At 62.8% G+C, this 17,106-nt stretch carries 16 protein-coding genes; 3 read left to right on the forward strand and 13 right to left on the reverse strand.

The window, feature by feature from the left end; all coding sequences use genetic code 11:
• The 7 genes from Q0X85_RS03370 to folK all read right to left on the reverse strand — a co-directional run.
• The coding region (locus Q0X85_RS03370; protein WP_297768984.1) for an alpha/beta fold hydrolase at positions 1–720 on the reverse strand (720 nt) is incomplete at its 3' end.
• On the reverse strand, positions 717–1,196 hold the full coding sequence (locus tag Q0X85_RS03375; RefSeq protein ID WP_297768987.1) for a nucleoside deaminase: 480 nt from the start codon (positions 1,194–1,196) through the stop codon (positions 717–719). The genes Q0X85_RS03370 and Q0X85_RS03375, both read right to left, overlap by 4 nt.
• 13 nt (positions 1,197–1,209) lie before the next feature.
• Positions 1,210–1,959: a pyridoxine 5'-phosphate synthase gene (locus Q0X85_RS03380; RefSeq protein ID WP_297768991.1), complete on the reverse strand. Its 750-nt coding sequence runs from the start codon at positions 1,957–1,959 to the stop codon at positions 1,210–1,212.
• A gap of 39 nt (positions 1,960–1,998) precedes the next feature.
• Positions 1,999–2,679, reverse strand: a complete 681-nt coding sequence (locus tag Q0X85_RS03385) for a DUF2062 domain-containing protein (protein ID WP_297768995.1) — start codon at positions 2,677–2,679, stop codon at positions 1,999–2,001.
• An 11-nt stretch (positions 2,680–2,690) separates the two neighbouring features.
• Positions 2,691–4,832, reverse strand: coding sequence for a bifunctional (p)ppGpp synthetase/guanosine-3',5'-bis(diphosphate) 3'-pyrophosphohydrolase (locus Q0X85_RS03390; protein ID WP_297768997.1), 2,142 nt, complete (start codon positions 4,830–4,832; stop codon positions 2,691–2,693).
• Positions 4,833–4,865: 33 nt separating this feature from the next.
• The gene (rpoZ, locus tag Q0X85_RS03395) at positions 4,866–5,219 is read right to left on the reverse strand and encodes a DNA-directed RNA polymerase subunit omega (protein ID WP_297769000.1); all 354 of its coding nucleotides are present in this window, start codon (positions 5,217–5,219) and stop codon (positions 4,866–4,868) included.
• Between the two features lie 78 nt (positions 5,220–5,297).
• Positions 5,298–5,867, reverse strand: a complete 570-nt coding sequence (gene folK, locus Q0X85_RS03400; RefSeq protein ID WP_297769002.1) for a 2-amino-4-hydroxy-6-hydroxymethyldihydropteridine diphosphokinase — start codon at positions 5,865–5,867, stop codon at positions 5,298–5,300.
• A gap of 143 nt (positions 5,868–6,010) precedes the next feature.
• Here folK and Q0X85_RS03405 point away from each other — a divergent pair, with 143 nt between their 5' ends.
• From Q0X85_RS03405 to ispH, 3 genes are all read left to right on the forward strand, one after another.
• Positions 6,011–6,583, forward strand: coding sequence for an NYN domain-containing protein (locus tag Q0X85_RS03405; protein WP_297769005.1), 573 nt, complete (start codon positions 6,011–6,013; stop codon positions 6,581–6,583).
• A gap of 45 nt (positions 6,584–6,628) precedes the next feature.
• Positions 6,629–7,081, forward strand: coding sequence for a YqaA family protein (locus Q0X85_RS03410; RefSeq protein WP_297769008.1), 453 nt, complete (start codon positions 6,629–6,631; stop codon positions 7,079–7,081).
• Between the two features lie 311 nt (positions 7,082–7,392).
• Positions 7,393–8,370, forward strand: coding sequence for a 4-hydroxy-3-methylbut-2-enyl diphosphate reductase (gene ispH / locus Q0X85_RS03415; RefSeq protein WP_297769011.1), 978 nt, complete (start codon positions 7,393–7,395; stop codon positions 8,368–8,370).
• On the opposite strand, the gene Q0X85_RS03420 is transcribed toward ispH, so the two are convergent.
• The 6 genes from Q0X85_RS03420 to xdhA form a co-directional block, all read right to left on the reverse strand.
• Positions 8,349–9,161, reverse strand: a complete 813-nt coding sequence (locus tag Q0X85_RS03420; RefSeq protein ID WP_297769014.1) for an MBL fold metallo-hydrolase — start codon at positions 9,159–9,161, stop codon at positions 8,349–8,351. The genes ispH and Q0X85_RS03420 overlap by 22 nt on opposite strands.
• Before the next feature lie 213 nt (positions 9,162–9,374).
• Entirely contained in the window at positions 9,375–10,679 is a 1,305-nt protein-coding gene (gene guaD / locus Q0X85_RS03425; protein ID WP_297769019.1) for a guanine deaminase, read from the reverse strand.
• 55 nt (positions 10,680–10,734) lie between these two features.
• Positions 10,735–12,327 (reverse strand): xanthine/uracil/vitamin C permease, encoded by a 1,593-nt coding sequence (locus Q0X85_RS03430; RefSeq protein WP_297769022.1) that lies wholly within the window; start codon positions 12,325–12,327, stop codon positions 10,735–10,737.
• 79 nt (positions 12,328–12,406) lie between these two features.
• Complete coding sequence (gene xdhC, locus Q0X85_RS03435; RefSeq protein ID WP_297769025.1) at positions 12,407–13,243, reverse strand: xanthine dehydrogenase accessory protein XdhC; 837 nt, start codon at positions 13,241–13,243, stop codon at positions 12,407–12,409.
• Positions 13,240–15,564 (reverse strand): xanthine dehydrogenase molybdopterin binding subunit, encoded by a 2,325-nt coding sequence (gene xdhB / locus Q0X85_RS03440; protein WP_297769028.1) that lies wholly within the window; start codon positions 15,562–15,564, stop codon positions 13,240–13,242. Before xdhB ends, xdhC begins: the two co-directional genes overlap by 4 nt.
• A gap of 11 nt (positions 15,565–15,575) precedes the next feature.
• Positions 15,576–17,039 (reverse strand): xanthine dehydrogenase small subunit, encoded by a 1,464-nt coding sequence (gene xdhA / locus Q0X85_RS03445; RefSeq protein ID WP_297769031.1) that lies wholly within the window; start codon positions 17,037–17,039, stop codon positions 15,576–15,578.
• Positions 17,040–17,106 lie beyond the last annotated feature (67 nt).

Consider the following 17,106-nt stretch of genomic DNA (forward strand, 5'->3'; position numbering starts at 1 on the left):
ATCGAGCCACGCCACGGCCTCGGCGCGCCCGGCGCGGCTATGAAGCACCGCCACATGCTCGGCCAACGGGGCCACGACCGCGCGGCGGGTCACCTCGCCCGCGCGCGCGGTCTCGCCCTCGCCTGCCTGCGGATCGACCATCGCCACCACGTCGCGGGCAAAGCCGCGCAGCCCCGGCTCCCACGCGCCGGTGATGAGCAGCAGGGTCTCGGGTGCAGTCGCCGTCACCGCCTTGGAAAAGGCCGAGATCGCCACCACGGGGCCGATGCCGGGATCGAGGGTCGCGGTGCGGATGATGATATCGGTGGCCATGGAATGCCCCAGCAGCGCGACCTCGCCCTGCCAGCCCTCTGCCGTCACCGCTGCATTCACCACGGCGCGGGTCTGGTCGATCAACAGGCGCGTGGTGCCGTCGATGCTCTCCACATCGCCCGACATCGGCACGGGGTGCCGCCCGTGGCCCTCAAAGTCGAAGACCCAGACCCGGAAACCCGCCCGCGCCAGATCGTGGCCATAGGCCTGCATCATCTGCCGCGACCCGGCAAAGCCATGCGCAACCACCACCAACGGGCCATCAGAGCCCGGTTGCGCAATGCGTGTCACCGGCGTCTCGCCCACGGTGCGCGTACTGATCTCCAGCCCCGCGCGCTGCGCCTCAAGTTGCCAGAGCGCAAGCGCGGCCATTGCCAGCCCAAGCAGCAGGACGACCATCCGCCTCATGCCTTGCCCATCCGGTACATGGCCAGAACACGCGCCTCATGCAGCCCGCCCAGATACTCGAACGCCCCACCCGAGGCCGCATGCAGATCGGCAATTGTCAGCCTGCCGAACTGGGAAAACCCCTCGCCCAACGCTTCCTGCCGTGCCGCGAAAATCAACCGCGTGATCCCTGCCCAGCGCATCGCGGCGAGACACATCTCGCAAGGCTGGCACGAGGACAGGAGCGTGTACCCGGACAGATCGGCAGACCCTGTCGCGCGCCCTGCCTGCGCCATGGCCGCAATCTCGGCATGGCGGCTCGCGTCACAGGTCTCGGCCACGTCATTGCGCGCGCGGACCACCTCTTGATCGCCGCGCATCACGGCGGCGGTAAATTGCCGCCCGCCCTGCGCGCGTGCCAGGTCAAGCGCCCAGTCACATAGCTCGCGCAAGAGCCGGTCCTCGGCCGCGCTCGGGATAACAGGGCCTGCGGTCATGGCCCGGCCCGCCTCACCCGCGCGCCTCATCAATCAGGCGGCGCATCTCGGTGATCGCCGGTCCAAGCCCCAGAAAGATCGACTCGCCAATCAGGAAATGCCCGATATTGAGCTCCATCACCTCAGGAAAACCCGCGACGGGTTGCACCGTATCATAGGTCAGGCCATGACCCGCATGCACCTCAAGCCCCAGCGCATGGGCATGGGCCGACATCTCGCGCAAACCCTCCAACTCGCGGTCGCGGGTGGCGATATCGCCCTCGGCATGGGCGTCGCAATAGGCGCCGGTGTGTAACTCGATCACCTCGGCCCCGATCCGGTGCGCCGCCTCGATCTGCCGCTTGTCGGCGGCGATGAAGATCGACACGCGGCAGCCCGCCTCGCGCAAAGGCGCGATGTAATGCGCCAGCCGGTTTTCGTCGCGCGCGACGTCCAGCCCGCCCTCGGTGGTGCGTTCCTCGCGCTTTTCCGGCACGAGGCAGACCGCGTGCGGCTTGTGGCGCAGGGCAATTTTCTGCATCTCGGCGGTTGCGGCCATCTCGAAATTGAGCGGCACCGTCAGCACCTCCATCAGCCCATCGATATCGGCATCCGAGATGTGGCGGCGGTCTTCGCGCAGATGTGCGGTGATCCCGTCGGCGCCTGCCTCTTCGGCCAGCTTGGCGGCGCGCAGCGGATCAGGGTAGGCGCCGCCGCGCGCATTGCGGACGGTGGCGACATGGTCGATATTCACGCCAAGGCGCAGTTTTGCATCGGACGGCATCGGGCTCTTCCTCAGATCATGAACGGCTCGGGGTGCAACCTAGTCCCCTTTGCCGCGCCCGTCAGCCTCAATTGACGCATTTTCCTTCTGCGCCTTCTTTTCCTTGATCGCGGCCCACTTCGCGCGCAGCACGCCCCTGCGGCGGTTCTGATAGGCGGTGATCACCGGCAGGCTGATGTAATAGGCGGCAAGGGCGGTGACGATGCCGGGCACGATGCCACCCACCATGTAGGGAAAGAACACCTCATCATAGAAAACGTGCAGACTGTGCCAGTCGGCCTCATGGTCCGAAAATATCGCCAACACGTTGTTCTTGAGGTCCTCGCCAGCATCGAGGAATTTTCCACCGAGCGACCGGCTGATCTCGTCTTCGGCCAGCGTATGTCGGCCCAGAATTGCATGGCCCGTCTGGAGTGCGATCACCCCGATCGGCACATAAGTCAAGGGATTGCCAAAGAACGTCCCCAACAGGGCGGCAACGACATTGCCACGCAGGATCAGTGCAAGCGCGGCAGCTATAAAAAAATGCAGCCCGTAGAATGGCGTGAACGTGGTGAAGACACCCGCAAATATACCCCGCGCGATCCGGTCCGGCGGGTCGGGCAGCCGGTGCAGCCGGTGCTTGACATAGGTAAACGCCCGCGCCCAGCCCCCCTTGGGCCAAAAGAAATCAGCGATCACCTTCCACAGGGGTCGTCTGTCTCGGCGTTTGAAAACCACCAGTGCGGCTCCTAGGGTTCATGGCTTGGTCCGCCCCCGGTTTGAGGCGGATTTCGATAACGCTCGACAGCGGCGACATCGCTCTCGGCATCAAGGGCCGAGATCACGCCATGCAAATGCTCGGCGTCGCGCAACTCGACATTAATCAACAGGCGGTAGAAGTCAGGTTTCCGATCCACAAATGTCAGGTTGGAGATATTGGCCTTCTGCTCGCCGATCAAGGTGCAAATCCGCCCAAGCACCCCGGCATCGTTGCCAATGGTGAGGTCAAGTGTCACGTCATAGGCCGCCGGATGGGTCCCGGTGTGCCAATGCAGGTCCATCCATCGGTCAGGCTGTTGATCGTATTGCGATAAGGTTTCGCAATCTATGGCGTGAATGACCACACCGCGCCCGCGATATGTGATGCCGACGATGCGCTCGCCCGGCAGCGGCTGACAGCAGCGTGCCCGTTCAAAGCTCTGGTCGGCGGCCAAGCCGATCACGGCCCTGTCACGGGCGACTTCGTTGCCCGCCTCGGGCACAAGATCGGGATAGACAGCCGTCAGCACTTGATGCGCGGTCAACTCTGCGCTGCCGAGGCGCGCCCGCACCTCGTCGGCGTTTTTCAGGCGCAGCGTGCGGGCGGCCGCCTCCAATGCCTTGTCCGTGGCCTTCTTGCCAACATGCTCGAACGCCGAGCGCGCCAATTCGCGCCCCAGCTTGACATACCGCCCCCGGTCCAATTCGCGCAGGGCCCGCCTGATGGCCGCGCGCGCCTTGCCGGTGGTGGCGATATCGAGCCACGTGGCCTGCGGCGTCTGCCCGTCGGCGGTGATCACCTCGACCGATTGTCCGTTCTTGACCCGGGTCCAGAGCGGCACGCGCATCCCGTCCACCTTGGCGCCCACGCAGGCATGGCCGATCCTTGTGTGGATCGCATAGGCGAAATCAATCGGCGTCGCCCCGCGCGGCAGCTTGATCACGTCACCCTTGGGCGTGAAGCAGAACACCTGATCGGCATACATCTCGAGCTTGACCGCTTCGAGAAAATCCTCGTGATCTTCCTCGGCATCAAACTGCTCGCTGACCGCCGAAATCCACTTGGCGGGATCGACGGCAAAGGGGTTTTCGGCGCGCACCCCGTCGCGGTAGGACCAATGCGCCGCGACACCGGTTTCGGCCACGTCATGCATGGCCTGCGTGCGGATCTGCACCTCGACCCGCTTGCCATCGCGGCCCGACACGGTGGTGTGGATGCTGCGATAGCCGTTCGATTTGGGTTGGCTGATGTAGTCCTTGAACCGTCCCGGCACAGCGCGCCAACGCTGATGGATCGCGCCAAGAGCACCATAGCAATCATTCTCGGACCGGGTGATCACGCGAAATCCGTAGATGTCCGACAGGCGCGAAAAGCCCATCTCCTTTTCCTGCATCTTGCGCCAGATCGAATAGGGTTTCTTGGCGCGACCGAACACATCCGCCTCGATCCCCGCCTTGTCGAGCTCATGCCGCATGTCGCTGGTGATCCGCTCGACCACATCGCCGGTCTCGCGTTGCAGGGTGATGAAGCGGCGGATGATCGAGGCCCGCGCCTCGGGGTTAAGGACGCGGAACGCGAGATCCTCCAGCTCTTCGCGCATCCACTGCATGCCCATGCGCCCCGCCAGCGGCGCATAGATATCCATGGTCTCGCGCGCCTTTTGCGCCTGCTTCTCGACGCGCATCGCCTTGATCGTGCGCATGTTGTGCAGACGGTCGGCGAGTTTGACCAGAATCACCCGAAGATCCTTGGACATCGCCATGAAAAGCTTGCGGAAATTCTCGGCTTGCTTGGTCTCGGAACTCGAGAGTTGCAGATTGGTCAGCTTGGTGACGCCATCGACCAGATCCGCCACCTCGCGACCGAATTTCTGGTCGACCACCTGGTAGGACGCCTTGGTGTCCTCGATCGTGTCATGCAAGAGCGCGGTGACGATCGTGGCATCGTCGAGCCGTTGCTCGGTCAGGATGGCGGCCACGGCAACAGGGTGGGTGAAATAGGGCTCGCCCGAGTGGCGCAATTGCCCGTTGTGCATCTCACGACCAAAGTCATAGGCCGCACGAATGAGAGCCTCATCCGTACGGGGATTGTAATGGCGCACCAGCGTGATCAGGTCATCAACGGCGATCATCAGAAGTCGCGCCTTGCCGAATCAGGGTCGGGCTCAGCCTTGACCCTGGGCTTCCATGAGGGCACGGAGCAGCTTTTCCTCCGACATGTCGTCTGTCTCGGGCTTATCCGCCTCGCCGCCCATGAGCAACGCCATGGAATCTTCTTCCGGCTCGTCCACCTCGATCTGGGTCTGGTTGGACTCGATCAGGCGCTCACGCAGATCGTCTGCGGATTGCGTTTCCTCCGCGATCTCGCGCAGGGCGACGACCGGATTCTTGTCGTTGTCACGGTCAACCGTCAGTGGCGATCCCGAAGAAATCTCACGGGCGCGATGCGCCGCGAGCATCACCAGATCGAAACGGTTCGGAACCTTGTCAACGCAATCTTCGGTAGTAACGCGGGCCATTAGACCTCCGGCAGAGTTAGGGCAAATTTCCAGAAGCCTTGTATCTAGGCTGTCAAGTCGGGAATTACAAGCGAAGAATCAAAGCGGCACGACCTCGTCACGGGCCTCTTGCGGCAACGCGCTCAGCATCTCGCGCACCGACAGGCCCAGCACCGGATGCACCCAGTCCGGCGCCACATCGGCCAGAGGCACCAACACGAAAGCCCGCTCATGCGCGCGCGGATGCGGCAAGATCAGACGGTCAGGCGCGCGCTCCTGCTGCGCCTCTGGCGCAAGCCCGCGCCACGCGTCGTATGTGGCGAGGTCCGGCAGCACCCGGTCACCCATCGCGATCAGGTCCAGATCCAGCGTGCGCTGGCCCCAGCGGCGAATACGCTCACGACCGAACTCCGACTCGACAGCATGAAGAAACGCCAGCACGTCCTCCGGCGCCCCGGGCATCCGCAGCTCTGCCGCCGCATTGACGAAGTCCGGGCCGGAGCCGGGTGGAAACGCCGGGCTGCGATACAACCGGCTCGTCGCCCGCAGCTCCCCCCCCGCATCAGCCGCCAGGCGCGCAAGCGCCGCGCGCACCGTGTCCGACGGGCAGAGTCCGACAGATGGCAAGTTTCCACCAATCGCGATCAAGTAATATTGATCAAATGACATGAGACACCTATCCTTTCGCGACGTAAGATGCCCTTGCATACATAATTGGAAACCCCTAATTCGTCACTTTACTCCCGTCTCGCCGCACCACTCACACACTCACATTCTCGGGTCGGGACAAGACCACTCGGAAGGATATTTAGATGTTTTACAAGGACGACCGATTGGCGTTGTTCATCGACGGTTCAAATCTTTATGCCGCCGGAAAGGCGCTCGGATTTGACATCGATTACAAGCTGCTTCGATCAGAATTCATGCGCCGTGGCAAGTTGCTGCGTGCGTTTTACTACACGGCTCTGCTGGAAAATGACGAGTATTCGCCCATACGCCCGCTCGTCGACTGGCTGCACTACAACGGCTATTCCATGGTTACGAAACCGGCCAAGGAATACACCGACAGTCAGGGGCGTCGAAAGGTCAAGGGCAACATGGATATCGAACTTTGCGTCGATGCCATGGAGCTCGCCCCGCGTGTCGATCACATCGTGCTCTTTTCCGGCGACGGCGATTTCCGCCCGCTGGTGGAGAGCCTGCAGCGTCAGGGCGTTCGCGTCTCCGTCGTGTCGACCATTCGCAGCCAGCCGCCGATGATCTCGGACGAGCTGCGCCGTCAGGCGGACAACTTCATTGAACTGGCCGATCTCAAGGATGTGATCGGGCGCCCGCCGCGCGAGCATCAGAACGAGCGGCAGGAGGCTTATGCCGAACAGGATTGATGTGATCCTGCTGGTTTTCAGTGACAGTACCCGGGTTGCCGGCGCATGAGCGTGCTGGACCCGGGTATTTTTTTGCAGTTGGGGGGGCTGTTTCTGGCCGCCTTCGGGGCCGCCACAATCCTGCCCTTCCAATCCGAGGTGGTTTTTGTCGGGCTCCAACTGGCGGGGACTGCCTCACTCACCTGGCTGATCGTGGTGGCGAGTGTGGGCAACACGCTCGGCGCAGTTGTCAATTATATCATGGGGCGCGGACTGGAACGGTTCCGCAACCGCCGCTGGTTTCCGGTCAATGCCGCGCAGCTGGCGCGCGCGCAGCGCTGGTATGCCCGATGGGGTGTCTGGACCCTTTTGATGAGCTGGGCCCCGTTCGGCGACGCATTCACGGTGATCGCGGGTGTCATGCGCACGCCCGCTTGGGTTTTTCTCGTGCTCGTGACCATCGCCAAGACCGGACGCTATATCGTGCTCGCATGGCTGACCACACAGGCGGGAGGTTAATGGCCTGAAGCGGACCTAACCGCCTACCGCGCGAACAGCACCGAAGGTGCCGCGCGATCGCCGGGCCGTCCCGCGGCCTGGCGATTTGATAGGGCGTGCAACGTGTTGAGTTGAGAATGACTTGGCTGGCATAAAGCGCCCGCAAAGGCCGTTGCCTCGCCAGTCCCCGGCCCTGCGACCGCGCGGCACCTTCTGACGGGATGCAACGTCCGCTTCAGGCCAACACCGTTCAACCCGATAGTCTATTTGCCCTGCCTCCCTTTACGCCGCGCATCCCCTGCCTTACCTCTGGTCCAAGCAGGAGACCCGCCATGACCAAGCCCCCCCTTACCCTCTACCTTGCCGCACCCCGCGGGTTCTGCGCCGGTGTGGACCGCGCGATCAAGATCGTGGAGATGGCGCTCTCGAAATATGGCGCTCCGGTCTATGTGCGCCACGAGATCGTGCACAACAAATACGTGGTGGACGACCTGCGCGCCAAAGGCGCCGTGTTCGTCGAAGAGCTTGACGACTGCCCCACTGACCGCCCGGTAATCTTTTCCGCCCACGGTGTACCCAAATCCGTGCCCGCAGAGGCGGCGGCGCGGCAGATGCTCTTTGTCGATGCCACCTGCCCGCTGGTGAGCAAGGTGCATATCGAGGCCGAGCGTCACCATGAGAACGGTCTGCAGATCGTGATGATCGGCCATGCGGGCCACCCCGAAACGGTAGGCACGATGGGTCAATTGCCGCAAGGCGAGGTTCTCTTGGTCGAGACCCCCGACGATGTAGCGCGCCTCACCGTGCGCGACGCCGACAAACTCGCCTTCGTTACCCAGACCACCCTTTCGGTTGATGATACCGCCGAGATCGTCGCCGCCCTCACCACGCGCTTTCCCGCCATTGTCGGCCCGCACAAGGAAGACATCTGCTACGCCACCACCAACCGGCAGGAGGCGGTCAAGGCGATGGCCGCTCAGGTCGATGCCATGCTCGTCGTGGGCGCACCCAACTCGTCGAATTCCAAACGTCTGGTCGAGGTCGGCGCGCGCGCCGGGTGCTCTTATGCGCAGCTTGTCCAGCGCGCGACCGATATCGACTGGCGTGCGCTCAACGGCATTACCTCCATCGGCATCACCGCCGGGGCGTCAGCCCCAGAGGTGCTGGTGACCGAGGTCATCGACGCGGTCCGCGCTCGCTATGACGTGACCGTAGAGCAGGTCGAGACCGCGCAGGAAAACGTCGAGTTCAAGGTGCCGAGGGTGCTGCGCGAGGCCGGCACACAGCCTCAATCGTCGTCGCGCAGATAGGCCGGGCGCAGCACCACGATGGTCGGCCGGTTCGGCAAACTGCGCAAAGAGACCTCGATTTCGCTGGTGCCCGGGCGCTCGATGGCAAAGTCGCCCTCCATCCCGGCCAGAAACCGCCCCAGCGTGCCATCCGTAAACCAGTGCATCGGGATCACCACGCTGGCGCGCACCCGGCGCAACACGTTCATCATGTTCTCGATCGCCATGGTAAACCCGCCATCCACCGGGGCCATCACCACATCCATCCGCCCAAGAGCGGCATATTGGTCGTCCGACGGCTCATGATGCAGATGGCCCAGATGCGCGATACACAGCCCCTCGGCCTCGAAGACAAAGATCGAATTGCCCTTTGGCTCCACCCCGCCGCCCGAACGGATATCGGTCGAGACGTTGCGCACGATCAGGCTATCCAGATCAAGATGATGCTCGATCCCCTGCCCGAACTCGCCCCAGCCCGGCAGGACATGCGGAATCGCCGGATCAGGATTGGCGGTCCAATGCGTGGAATGAGCGTGGTTCATGGTGACGATATCGGGGATGAAATCGGCAGTCCCGACAAAGCCGGTGAAATCCGTCACCGCGTTGTACCCCCCCGCCTGAATGAGGAACGACGCATGCGCGATATAGCGGATGCGTACGGTATAATCCGGCAGCGGATCGCGAAAACCGGCCTTATGCAGATATTCCAGCCCCGGCGTGGCATCAGCCAACGCGATGCAATGGCTCGGGCGGCGATCCTGTGCCGAGGCAGGCAGACCCAGCATCAGGACGACAAGAAGCAGTCGGATCATCGGCAGTCCTCCTTTTGTCAGACAGAGGATAGCACGGTTTGACGTGACGTCAGGTCTCTGGATGGAACGAAGCGTTCAACGGCGTCGGAACTGGAGGACGCGCCATGCGGCTTGCTGAAAAATCAGTCGCTCCTGGCGTGAAGAGGACACGGGGGCACCTCCCGCGAAAGCGACCGCAACAGGCCAGACATTCGAAATCTGCCGGACGCGCGCCTAGCTCCGCGATTTCTGCGCGCGCCCTGCAACGTAAACCTCGGCGATCGCGCGGTCATCGCCCATGATTTGCAGTACGAACAGCTCTTCCGAAAGGGTCTCTGCCCGCTCCATTCGCAACGCCATCGCATCGGTCGCGGCGGAATTGAGCACCACGATGTCAGCCCCCGTTCCGGCCTCCAGCGTCCCGATATCGTGCTCTAACCCAAGGGCAAGGGCATTGCCGCGCGTGATCCAGTGGAACGCGCGCAAGGGGTGCAGTTTCTGCCCCTGCAATTGCAGTATCTTGTAACCCTCGTTCAGGGTTTGCAGCATCGAGTAACTCGTGCCGCCGCCCACATCGGTGGCAATCGCATTGGTGAGCCCTTGTCCGCGCAACCCTGCGTCATCAAAGAGACCACTTCCCAGAAAGAGGTTCGAGGTAGGACAAAACACTGGTTTTGCATCGCTTTGGCGCAACACCTCTAGTTCGCGCGCGCCGAGGTGAATCGAGTGCCCGAGCAACGCGCGCGGTGAAAGTAACCCGTACTGCTCATAGATCCCCAGATAATCCGGCGCCTCGGGATAGAGCGCGGCTGTGTAGGCGATCTCGTCATGGTTCTCGGACAGATGCGTCTGCATGTGGCAATCGGGATGCTCGGCCACCAGCGTGCCCGCCATCTCCAACTGCTCCGGGCTGGAAGTGATCGCAAAACGGGGCGTGATCGCATACAGCGCGCGCCCCTTGCCATGCCACTCGGAAATCAGGGCCTTACTGTCGTCATAGCCGCTTTTGGCGGTGTCACGTAGCCCCTCGGGGGCATTTCGGTCCATCAGGACCTTTCCGCCGATCATGCGCATGTCGCGCCGTGCCGCCTCGGTAAAATAAGCCTCTGCCGACGTCTTGTGAACCGAGCAATAGGCAGCGGCCGTGGTCGTGCCATGCGCGATCAGCTGATCAAAAAAGCGCTCTGCCATGCGCCCGCTATGCCCGGCATCGGCATAGCGCATCTCTTCGGGGAATGTATAGGTATTGAGCCAATCGAGCAGTTGCGCCCCCCACGACGCGATCACCTGCACCTGCGGGAAATGGATATGCGTGTCGATGAAGCCGGCCATCATCAGATGCGGCCTATGGTCGATCACCTCGGCGGCCACGCCCTGCGCGGCCACCGTGTCGAATGCACCGGATGCGAGAATGCGGCCATCGGCGACCAAAATGGCGCCATCCTCTACATATGTATAGGCGGCGGTGTCCTCCGGCCCTTCCGGCTCGGCATTGAACGACAAGACGCGGCCGCGCAGTAACAGGTGGTTAGATGTCATTCCTCGGTCCTTGGTCCATGTGTGCGAAGGGCGGAGGCCGCCCTTCGTCTTGATCTCATTCTATGACGGTCTTTTTGCCCGGTTGCAGATCGTCGACCGGAAGATCCCGGTTCACCAGCCCGTCGTCCCGATGAAAGGCCGGGTAGATGAACAGGAACGCAGCCGAGATCAGGTATCCGACGCTCACACCGTTGAACGCGGGCCAGTGCAGGCTGGGCGCGTGGATGATCCCGATGAGCGACATGCCCGCTGCGGCCAGCGCGAACCCCCCGGCATTGCGAAAGTCCCCGTCGATGACGCTTGCCACCAGCGCACCCCAGATGAGCCCGGTCAGGATCGCGCCCTGGCTCAATGCCTGATGCCCGGCAAAATGCGCGCCCTGCTCCAACAGAGCAGCGGTCAGCGCCACGTCCCCGAGTTGCGGCAGCCCCTCGACGCCCGACGCCCCGAGCGCCGCTATCAGCGCGCCCCATTTGATCATCAGAAAGCTGGATATATGCGGCATCATGGCAATCGTCACCGCCGCCATGTGCTCGGTCTTGACCGAATGTGCGGTGTTGGTGATCAGGCTCAGGGCGACAAACACCAGCACCGGTGCGGCCGCCGCCACGGGGATCAGGTTGTTGAGAAAGGCAAGCAGACCCAGAAAGGCCGCCAGCGGTATCACGACCGCCACGCCGATCACGTAGCCGGCGTGCGCGCCCATGCGCTTGTAGGCCGGGTGTCCGATATAGGCCGTCGTCGGAAAGGGAGAGCCGAACACCGCCCCGACCATCGTTCCAACGCCGTCTGTTACCTGACAGAGGGCAACCGGATAATGATCTCCTGCCGACTCGGCGCTCTCAACATTGTTCATCGTCTCGATGAAATTGTAGATTTGCACCGGCACCAGAACCAGAAACAGTTCAGGGTTCGCAAAAAGATACTGAATCCCTGCGACGAGGTCCCCGAAATACGGGACCGGCGGGTAGAAGCCGACCCCTTCGAGGCTGATCGACGCCTTGCCGACGCCAAAGGCGACGACCGTGCCGACAATCAACGCCAGTAGCCCGGCGGGAATGTTGAAGGGCAGACGAAACCGGCCGACAAGGCCCCAGAGAATGATGATCATCGAGGCAAAGCCGACAAACGGGTCCTCGAAAACCGTCGCCAACGGCACCGTACCGATGAAAACCAGTGCGATACCGCAAAGCGTGCCAAGCATGCCCGCACGCGGGGTCACGCGTTTGAGAAACGGACCGATGATCGCACCGAGCCCCGCGACAATGCCGCCCATAAAGCCCGCACCGATCCCGACCTGCCATGCCAGCATCGCATCCTGCGTGCTCCAGTAGATCGGGCCGATCACGCCAAAGAGATAGACGAACATCACCGGGGTCGAGATGCCATAGGGCATGGCCGTGACATCGTGGCCCTGACGTTCCGCGACGTGCTTGGCAAGCCATGCATAGACCGCGATCCCGGCCACGATGGCCACCGCCGCGCCCGGAACGATGCGGCCGAATACGACCTCGGCCGGCATCTGAAAGACAAACTGGCAAATGCCGGATAACACAATCAGGTTGATCAGGTTGTCGGTGAACAATGCCCAGAACGCGCTGAAATCGCTGCGTGCGAACAATCTATAGGTATAATGTCTTCCCTGCATCGGCAGGTCTCCTCCCTGTGCTGAAAACGCGCCCGGGCGGCGTCTCTCCTCGTTTGCCGGGACCGGGCGTATTGCTTGTCTATTCTGTAAGGTGCAGAGGCTTGGCTCGCTCCCGCGCGGGCGTTGTCAGGGCCGTCATCACCTCCGCCGCGACCAACGCCGCGATCACGCCGGGGCGCTTGTCACGGCTGCCGCCAGCCCCGATCGGACAAACGAGCGCCTGCGTGGATTGCCCGTCACAATGGTCCCGACACCAGCGACGAAACCGCACGCGTTTGGTGGCGGATCCGATCATGCCGACATAGGCCGCATCCCCACGCGCCAGAGCCTGGGACGCAAGCAAGAAATCCAGCGCGTGATCATGGGTCAGAACGACAAAGGCACTACCCGCAGGGGCCCGGTCGATATCGCTCTCAGGCAGTGCCGAAAGGCGCGTTTCGACGGCATCCGGACAGCGTGCAAGCTCCTCGCCACGGCTGTCGACGACGATGGCGCGCACCGGCAAATGCGCGAGCAATGCGGCAAGCGCGCGCCCGACATGGCCAGCCCCCATGACATAGACATGCGGCAAGGCAGCGGTCTGCTGCGCGTCCTGCTCCCGCGCGCGGTGCCGGTCGGCCTGTTCCATATAGCTCAGGTCGACGACGACGCGCCCGCCACAGCATTGACCGATCTCCGGGCCCAGAGGAATATCCATCGCACGCAGCACCTCGGCGGATCGCAACATCGCGCGCGCCGCGTCGATCACCATATATTCAAGCTGCCCGCCACCGACCGTACCATGGCACTCGGCGATGCTTACAAAAATCTCCGCCCCCGCCTCGCGCGGTGAAGATCCGCGGACATCGCTCAGGCGGACGTGGATCACGTCACGATTGCGCCCGAGGAACGCACAGAGCGTTTCCGTCCCGGTCATGATCCCCCTCCCGCCTTGAGCCGTTCGACGGCCATCAAAATCCGTTCGGGCGTCGCGGGCGTATCGAGACGCGGGCATTCGCGGTAATTCGCGACACTTCCCACCGCCATCGAAAGCGCCTCGAAGACCGAGATCCCCAGCATGAAGGGCGGCTCTCCAACGGCCTTGGACCGCTTGATCGTGCGCTCGCGATTCTGCGACCATTCCGCAAGGTCCACGTTGAAGACACGAGGCCGGTCCGAAGCCAGCGGTATCTTGTAGGTCGAGGGGGCATGCGTGCGCAGTCGCCCCTGATCATCCCACCACAGCTCTTCGGTGGTGAGCCAGCCCATGCCCTGAATGAACGCGCCTTCGACCTGCCCCTTGTCGATCGCCGGATTGAGCGAACGCCCGACATCGTGCAGGATATCCGTGCGCAGAACCCGATACTCACCGGTGAGCGTGTCGATTTCCACCTCGGAACACGCGGCGCCGTAGGCAAAGTAGTAGAATGGACGGCCCTTGCCCGCCGCACGATCCCAGTGGATGTCCGGTGTCTTGTAGAACCCCGCCGCCGACAGTTGGACCCGCGCCATATAGGCCGCGCGGATGAGTGCGTCGAAGGTGACAACCTCGTCGCCGATTTGCACCCGCCCAGGCAAAAACTGCACCTTGCCGGGATCAACCTGCCAATGTTCGGCAGCAAAGGCCACCAGCCGCACCTTGATCTGCTCGACCGCGTCGAGCGCCGCCATGCCATTGAGGTCAGACCCGCTCGATGCAGCCGTGGCCGAGGTGTTGGGCACTTTCTCGGTGGTGGTACGGGTGATCTTGATCCGGTCGATATTCACCTGAAACGCGTCCGCCACGACCTGCGCGACCTTGGTGTTCAGGCCCTGCCCCATCTCGGTTCCACCATGATTGAGGTGGATCGAGCCGTCGGTGTAGACATGCACCAGCGCGCCCGCCTGATTGTAATGCGTGGCGGTAAAGGAAATCCCGAACTTGACCGGGGTCAAGGCGAGACCGCGCCGGATGAGCCCGGCCTTGGCGTTGTGTTCCAGCACCGCGCGGCGGCGCACCTGATAATCTGCACGCTGCTCCAGATCCTCTACGATGCGCAGAAGGATGTTGTCCTCGACGGTCTGATGGTACGGCGTGACATCGCGCCCCGGCCCCCCATAGAAATTCGCCTTGCGGATATCGAGCGTGTCACGCCCCAGCCGATAGGCGATTTCTTCGATCATGCGCTCGGCGGCAATCACGCCTTGCGGCCCGCCAAACCCGCGAAACGCGGTATTGGAGACGGTGTTGGTCTTCATCGGATGGCTTTCGAGCCGGACATGAGGATAGTAATATGCGTTGTCGGCGTGAAAGAGCGCCCGGTCAGTAACCGGGCCGGACAGATCTGAGGAATAGCCGCAGCGCGCCGCGAAACTGCCCGACACCGCCTCGATCCGGCCGGTGTCATCAAAGCCGACCGCGTAATCCACAACGAAATCATGCCGTTTACCGGTGGCCGTCATGTCCTGATCGCGGTCAGGCCGGATCTTGACCGCGCGATTCCATGTCTTTGACGCAAGGGCCGCAACCGCGCAAAAGAGGTTCATCTGGCTTTCCTTGCCGCCAAAGCCACCGCCCATTCGCCGCACATTGACGGTGACGGCATTGGACGGAACGCCCAGCACATGCGCGACCATGTGCTGCGCCTCGCTCGGGTGTTGGGTCGAGCAGTGCACGACGACATCCTCGTCTTCGCCGGGCATCGCAAACGCAATCTGCCCTTCGAGATACATATGGTCCTGCCCACCGATCACCATGCGCCCCGAGATACGGTGCCCCGATGATGAGAGCGCCGCATCGGCATCGCCACGCGCGAGCGTCAGCGAATCGGTGACATGCGGATAGCCCGCCTCCCGCGCCGCGACCGGGTCAAGCGCATGTGGCAAGACCTCGTAATCCACGCGCGCCAGCTCTGCGGCGCGACGCGCGGCATCGCGGGTGTCGGCGACCACGGCAAAGAGCGGCTGACCGTGGTATTCCACAACATCGGTTGGAAAGACCGGCTCGTCTGCGCGCCCCGTCGGGCTGATGTCATTGTGTCCCGGAATGTCCCGCGCACTCAGAACACCGATGACGCCCGGTGCCGCCAGAACCGACGAAAGGTCCATCGAGAGGATGCGCGCATGGGTCTCTGTTGAACAGCCCAGATAGGCGTGCAGCGTGCCGACCGGCTCGGGAATGTCGTCAGTATATTCGGCACGGCCCGTGACGTGCTTGGCCGCGCTGTCGTGTTGCAGCGACGCGTGCACCGTGCCGCGAATTTCGGTCTGATCCTTCATGATGTGCTCCTTCACGCGCTCAGCCGGGGCGGCGTCTCATCCGCGCCGGCCTCGTGTTCCAGGTAAAAGCGCAACAGCAGGTTTTGCGCGGCCCGCATCCGGTATTCCGACGACGCGCGCCAATCCGAGAGCGGCGAGAAATCGTTTGGCAACACAGCCATAGCCTCCTGGAACGCCGCCCGGCCCCAGGCCTTGCCGGTCAACGCCGCCTCCGCCGCCTGTGCCCGTCGCGGTGTGGCCGCCATCCCGCCAAAGGCCAGCCGACACCCGGTGATCGTGCCAGCCACGACGGTGACGCTCAGGCCCACAGCCACAGACGAAATATCTTCGTCGCGGCGCTTGGAGATCTTGTAGGCCGCGCAGCGTTGCGCCTTGTCCGGGCGCGGAACTCTGATCTCTTCGACGAATTCGCCTTCTGCAAGGTCCTGCTTGCCATAGTCGATAAAGAACGACTCCAGCGGCAGGCTGCGGCGTGTCTCACCTTTGCGCAGGGTGAGTTCGGCGCCGAGCGCGATGAGAACGGGCGGGGTGTCGCCGATTGGCGAGCCATTGGCGATATTGCCGCCGATCGTCCCCATATTCCGGACTTGCCAGCCCGCGATACGCTCCCAGTACTCGGCCATGAACGGGAAATGCTCGGCAATCACCGGGGCAAACTCGGAATAGCTCACGCCCGCGCCGATCCGGATATCCTCGTCACCGATCGAAATGTTCTTCAGCTCATCGAGATGGCCGATGAAGATGGCCGGACCAATGGGGCGTAGAAACTTCGTGACCCATAGCCCGACATCCGTGGCACCCGCGACGACGGTCGCATTCGGTGTCTCGTCCAGCACCCGGGCAAAATCAGCAGCATCTGCGGGCAAGATCGCGCGATTGTCATCGGGCCCGCTCACAACGCGTGCTCCGTCCCGCATCGCCTTGAGGCGCGCGGTGACCCGGTCGCGCTCCTGCACCAGATGATCAGAGGCCGGTGTTCCGTGGCGGCTGATCGCAACGGCTGCCCGGATGATCGGGGCATATCCGGTGCAACGGCAGAGATTACCCTGAAGCGCAGTCTCGATCCGGGCCTCGTCAGGTTCCGGGGTTTCCATCCAGAGCGCATAGAGCGACATCACGAAACCGGGCGTGCAAAAGCCGCATTGGCTGCCATGCTCGTCGACCATGGCTTGCTGAACCGGGTGCAATCCGCCCTCAGCGCCTTTCAGATGCTCAACCGTCACGACGTGACACCCATCGAGCGAGGCCAGAAAACGGATGCAGGCATTGACGCTCTCATAGTGCAAGACGCCCTCTTTCAGGCGGCCCACCAAAACGGTGCAGGCGCCGCAATCGCCTTCGGCGCAGCCTTCCTTGGTGCCTGTCAGGCGACGGTCAAGGCGCAAGTAATCGAGCACTGTCTGCGTGGCGGTCACATCGCGCAGGGCGACCTCGTGATCGTTGAGCATAAACCGGATGTCGTCACGCTGGTCCATGTGGCGTCCTTCCTAGCTGCGTGGATGCGATATCAGGCAAAGACTACCGGTTTTGAATGCCTATGGA

Origin of the sequence: uncultured Roseovarius sp. (genome assembly GCF_947259555.1) — a bacterium.
Taxonomy (GTDB): Bacteria; Pseudomonadota; Alphaproteobacteria; order Rhodobacterales; family Rhodobacteraceae; genus Roseovarius.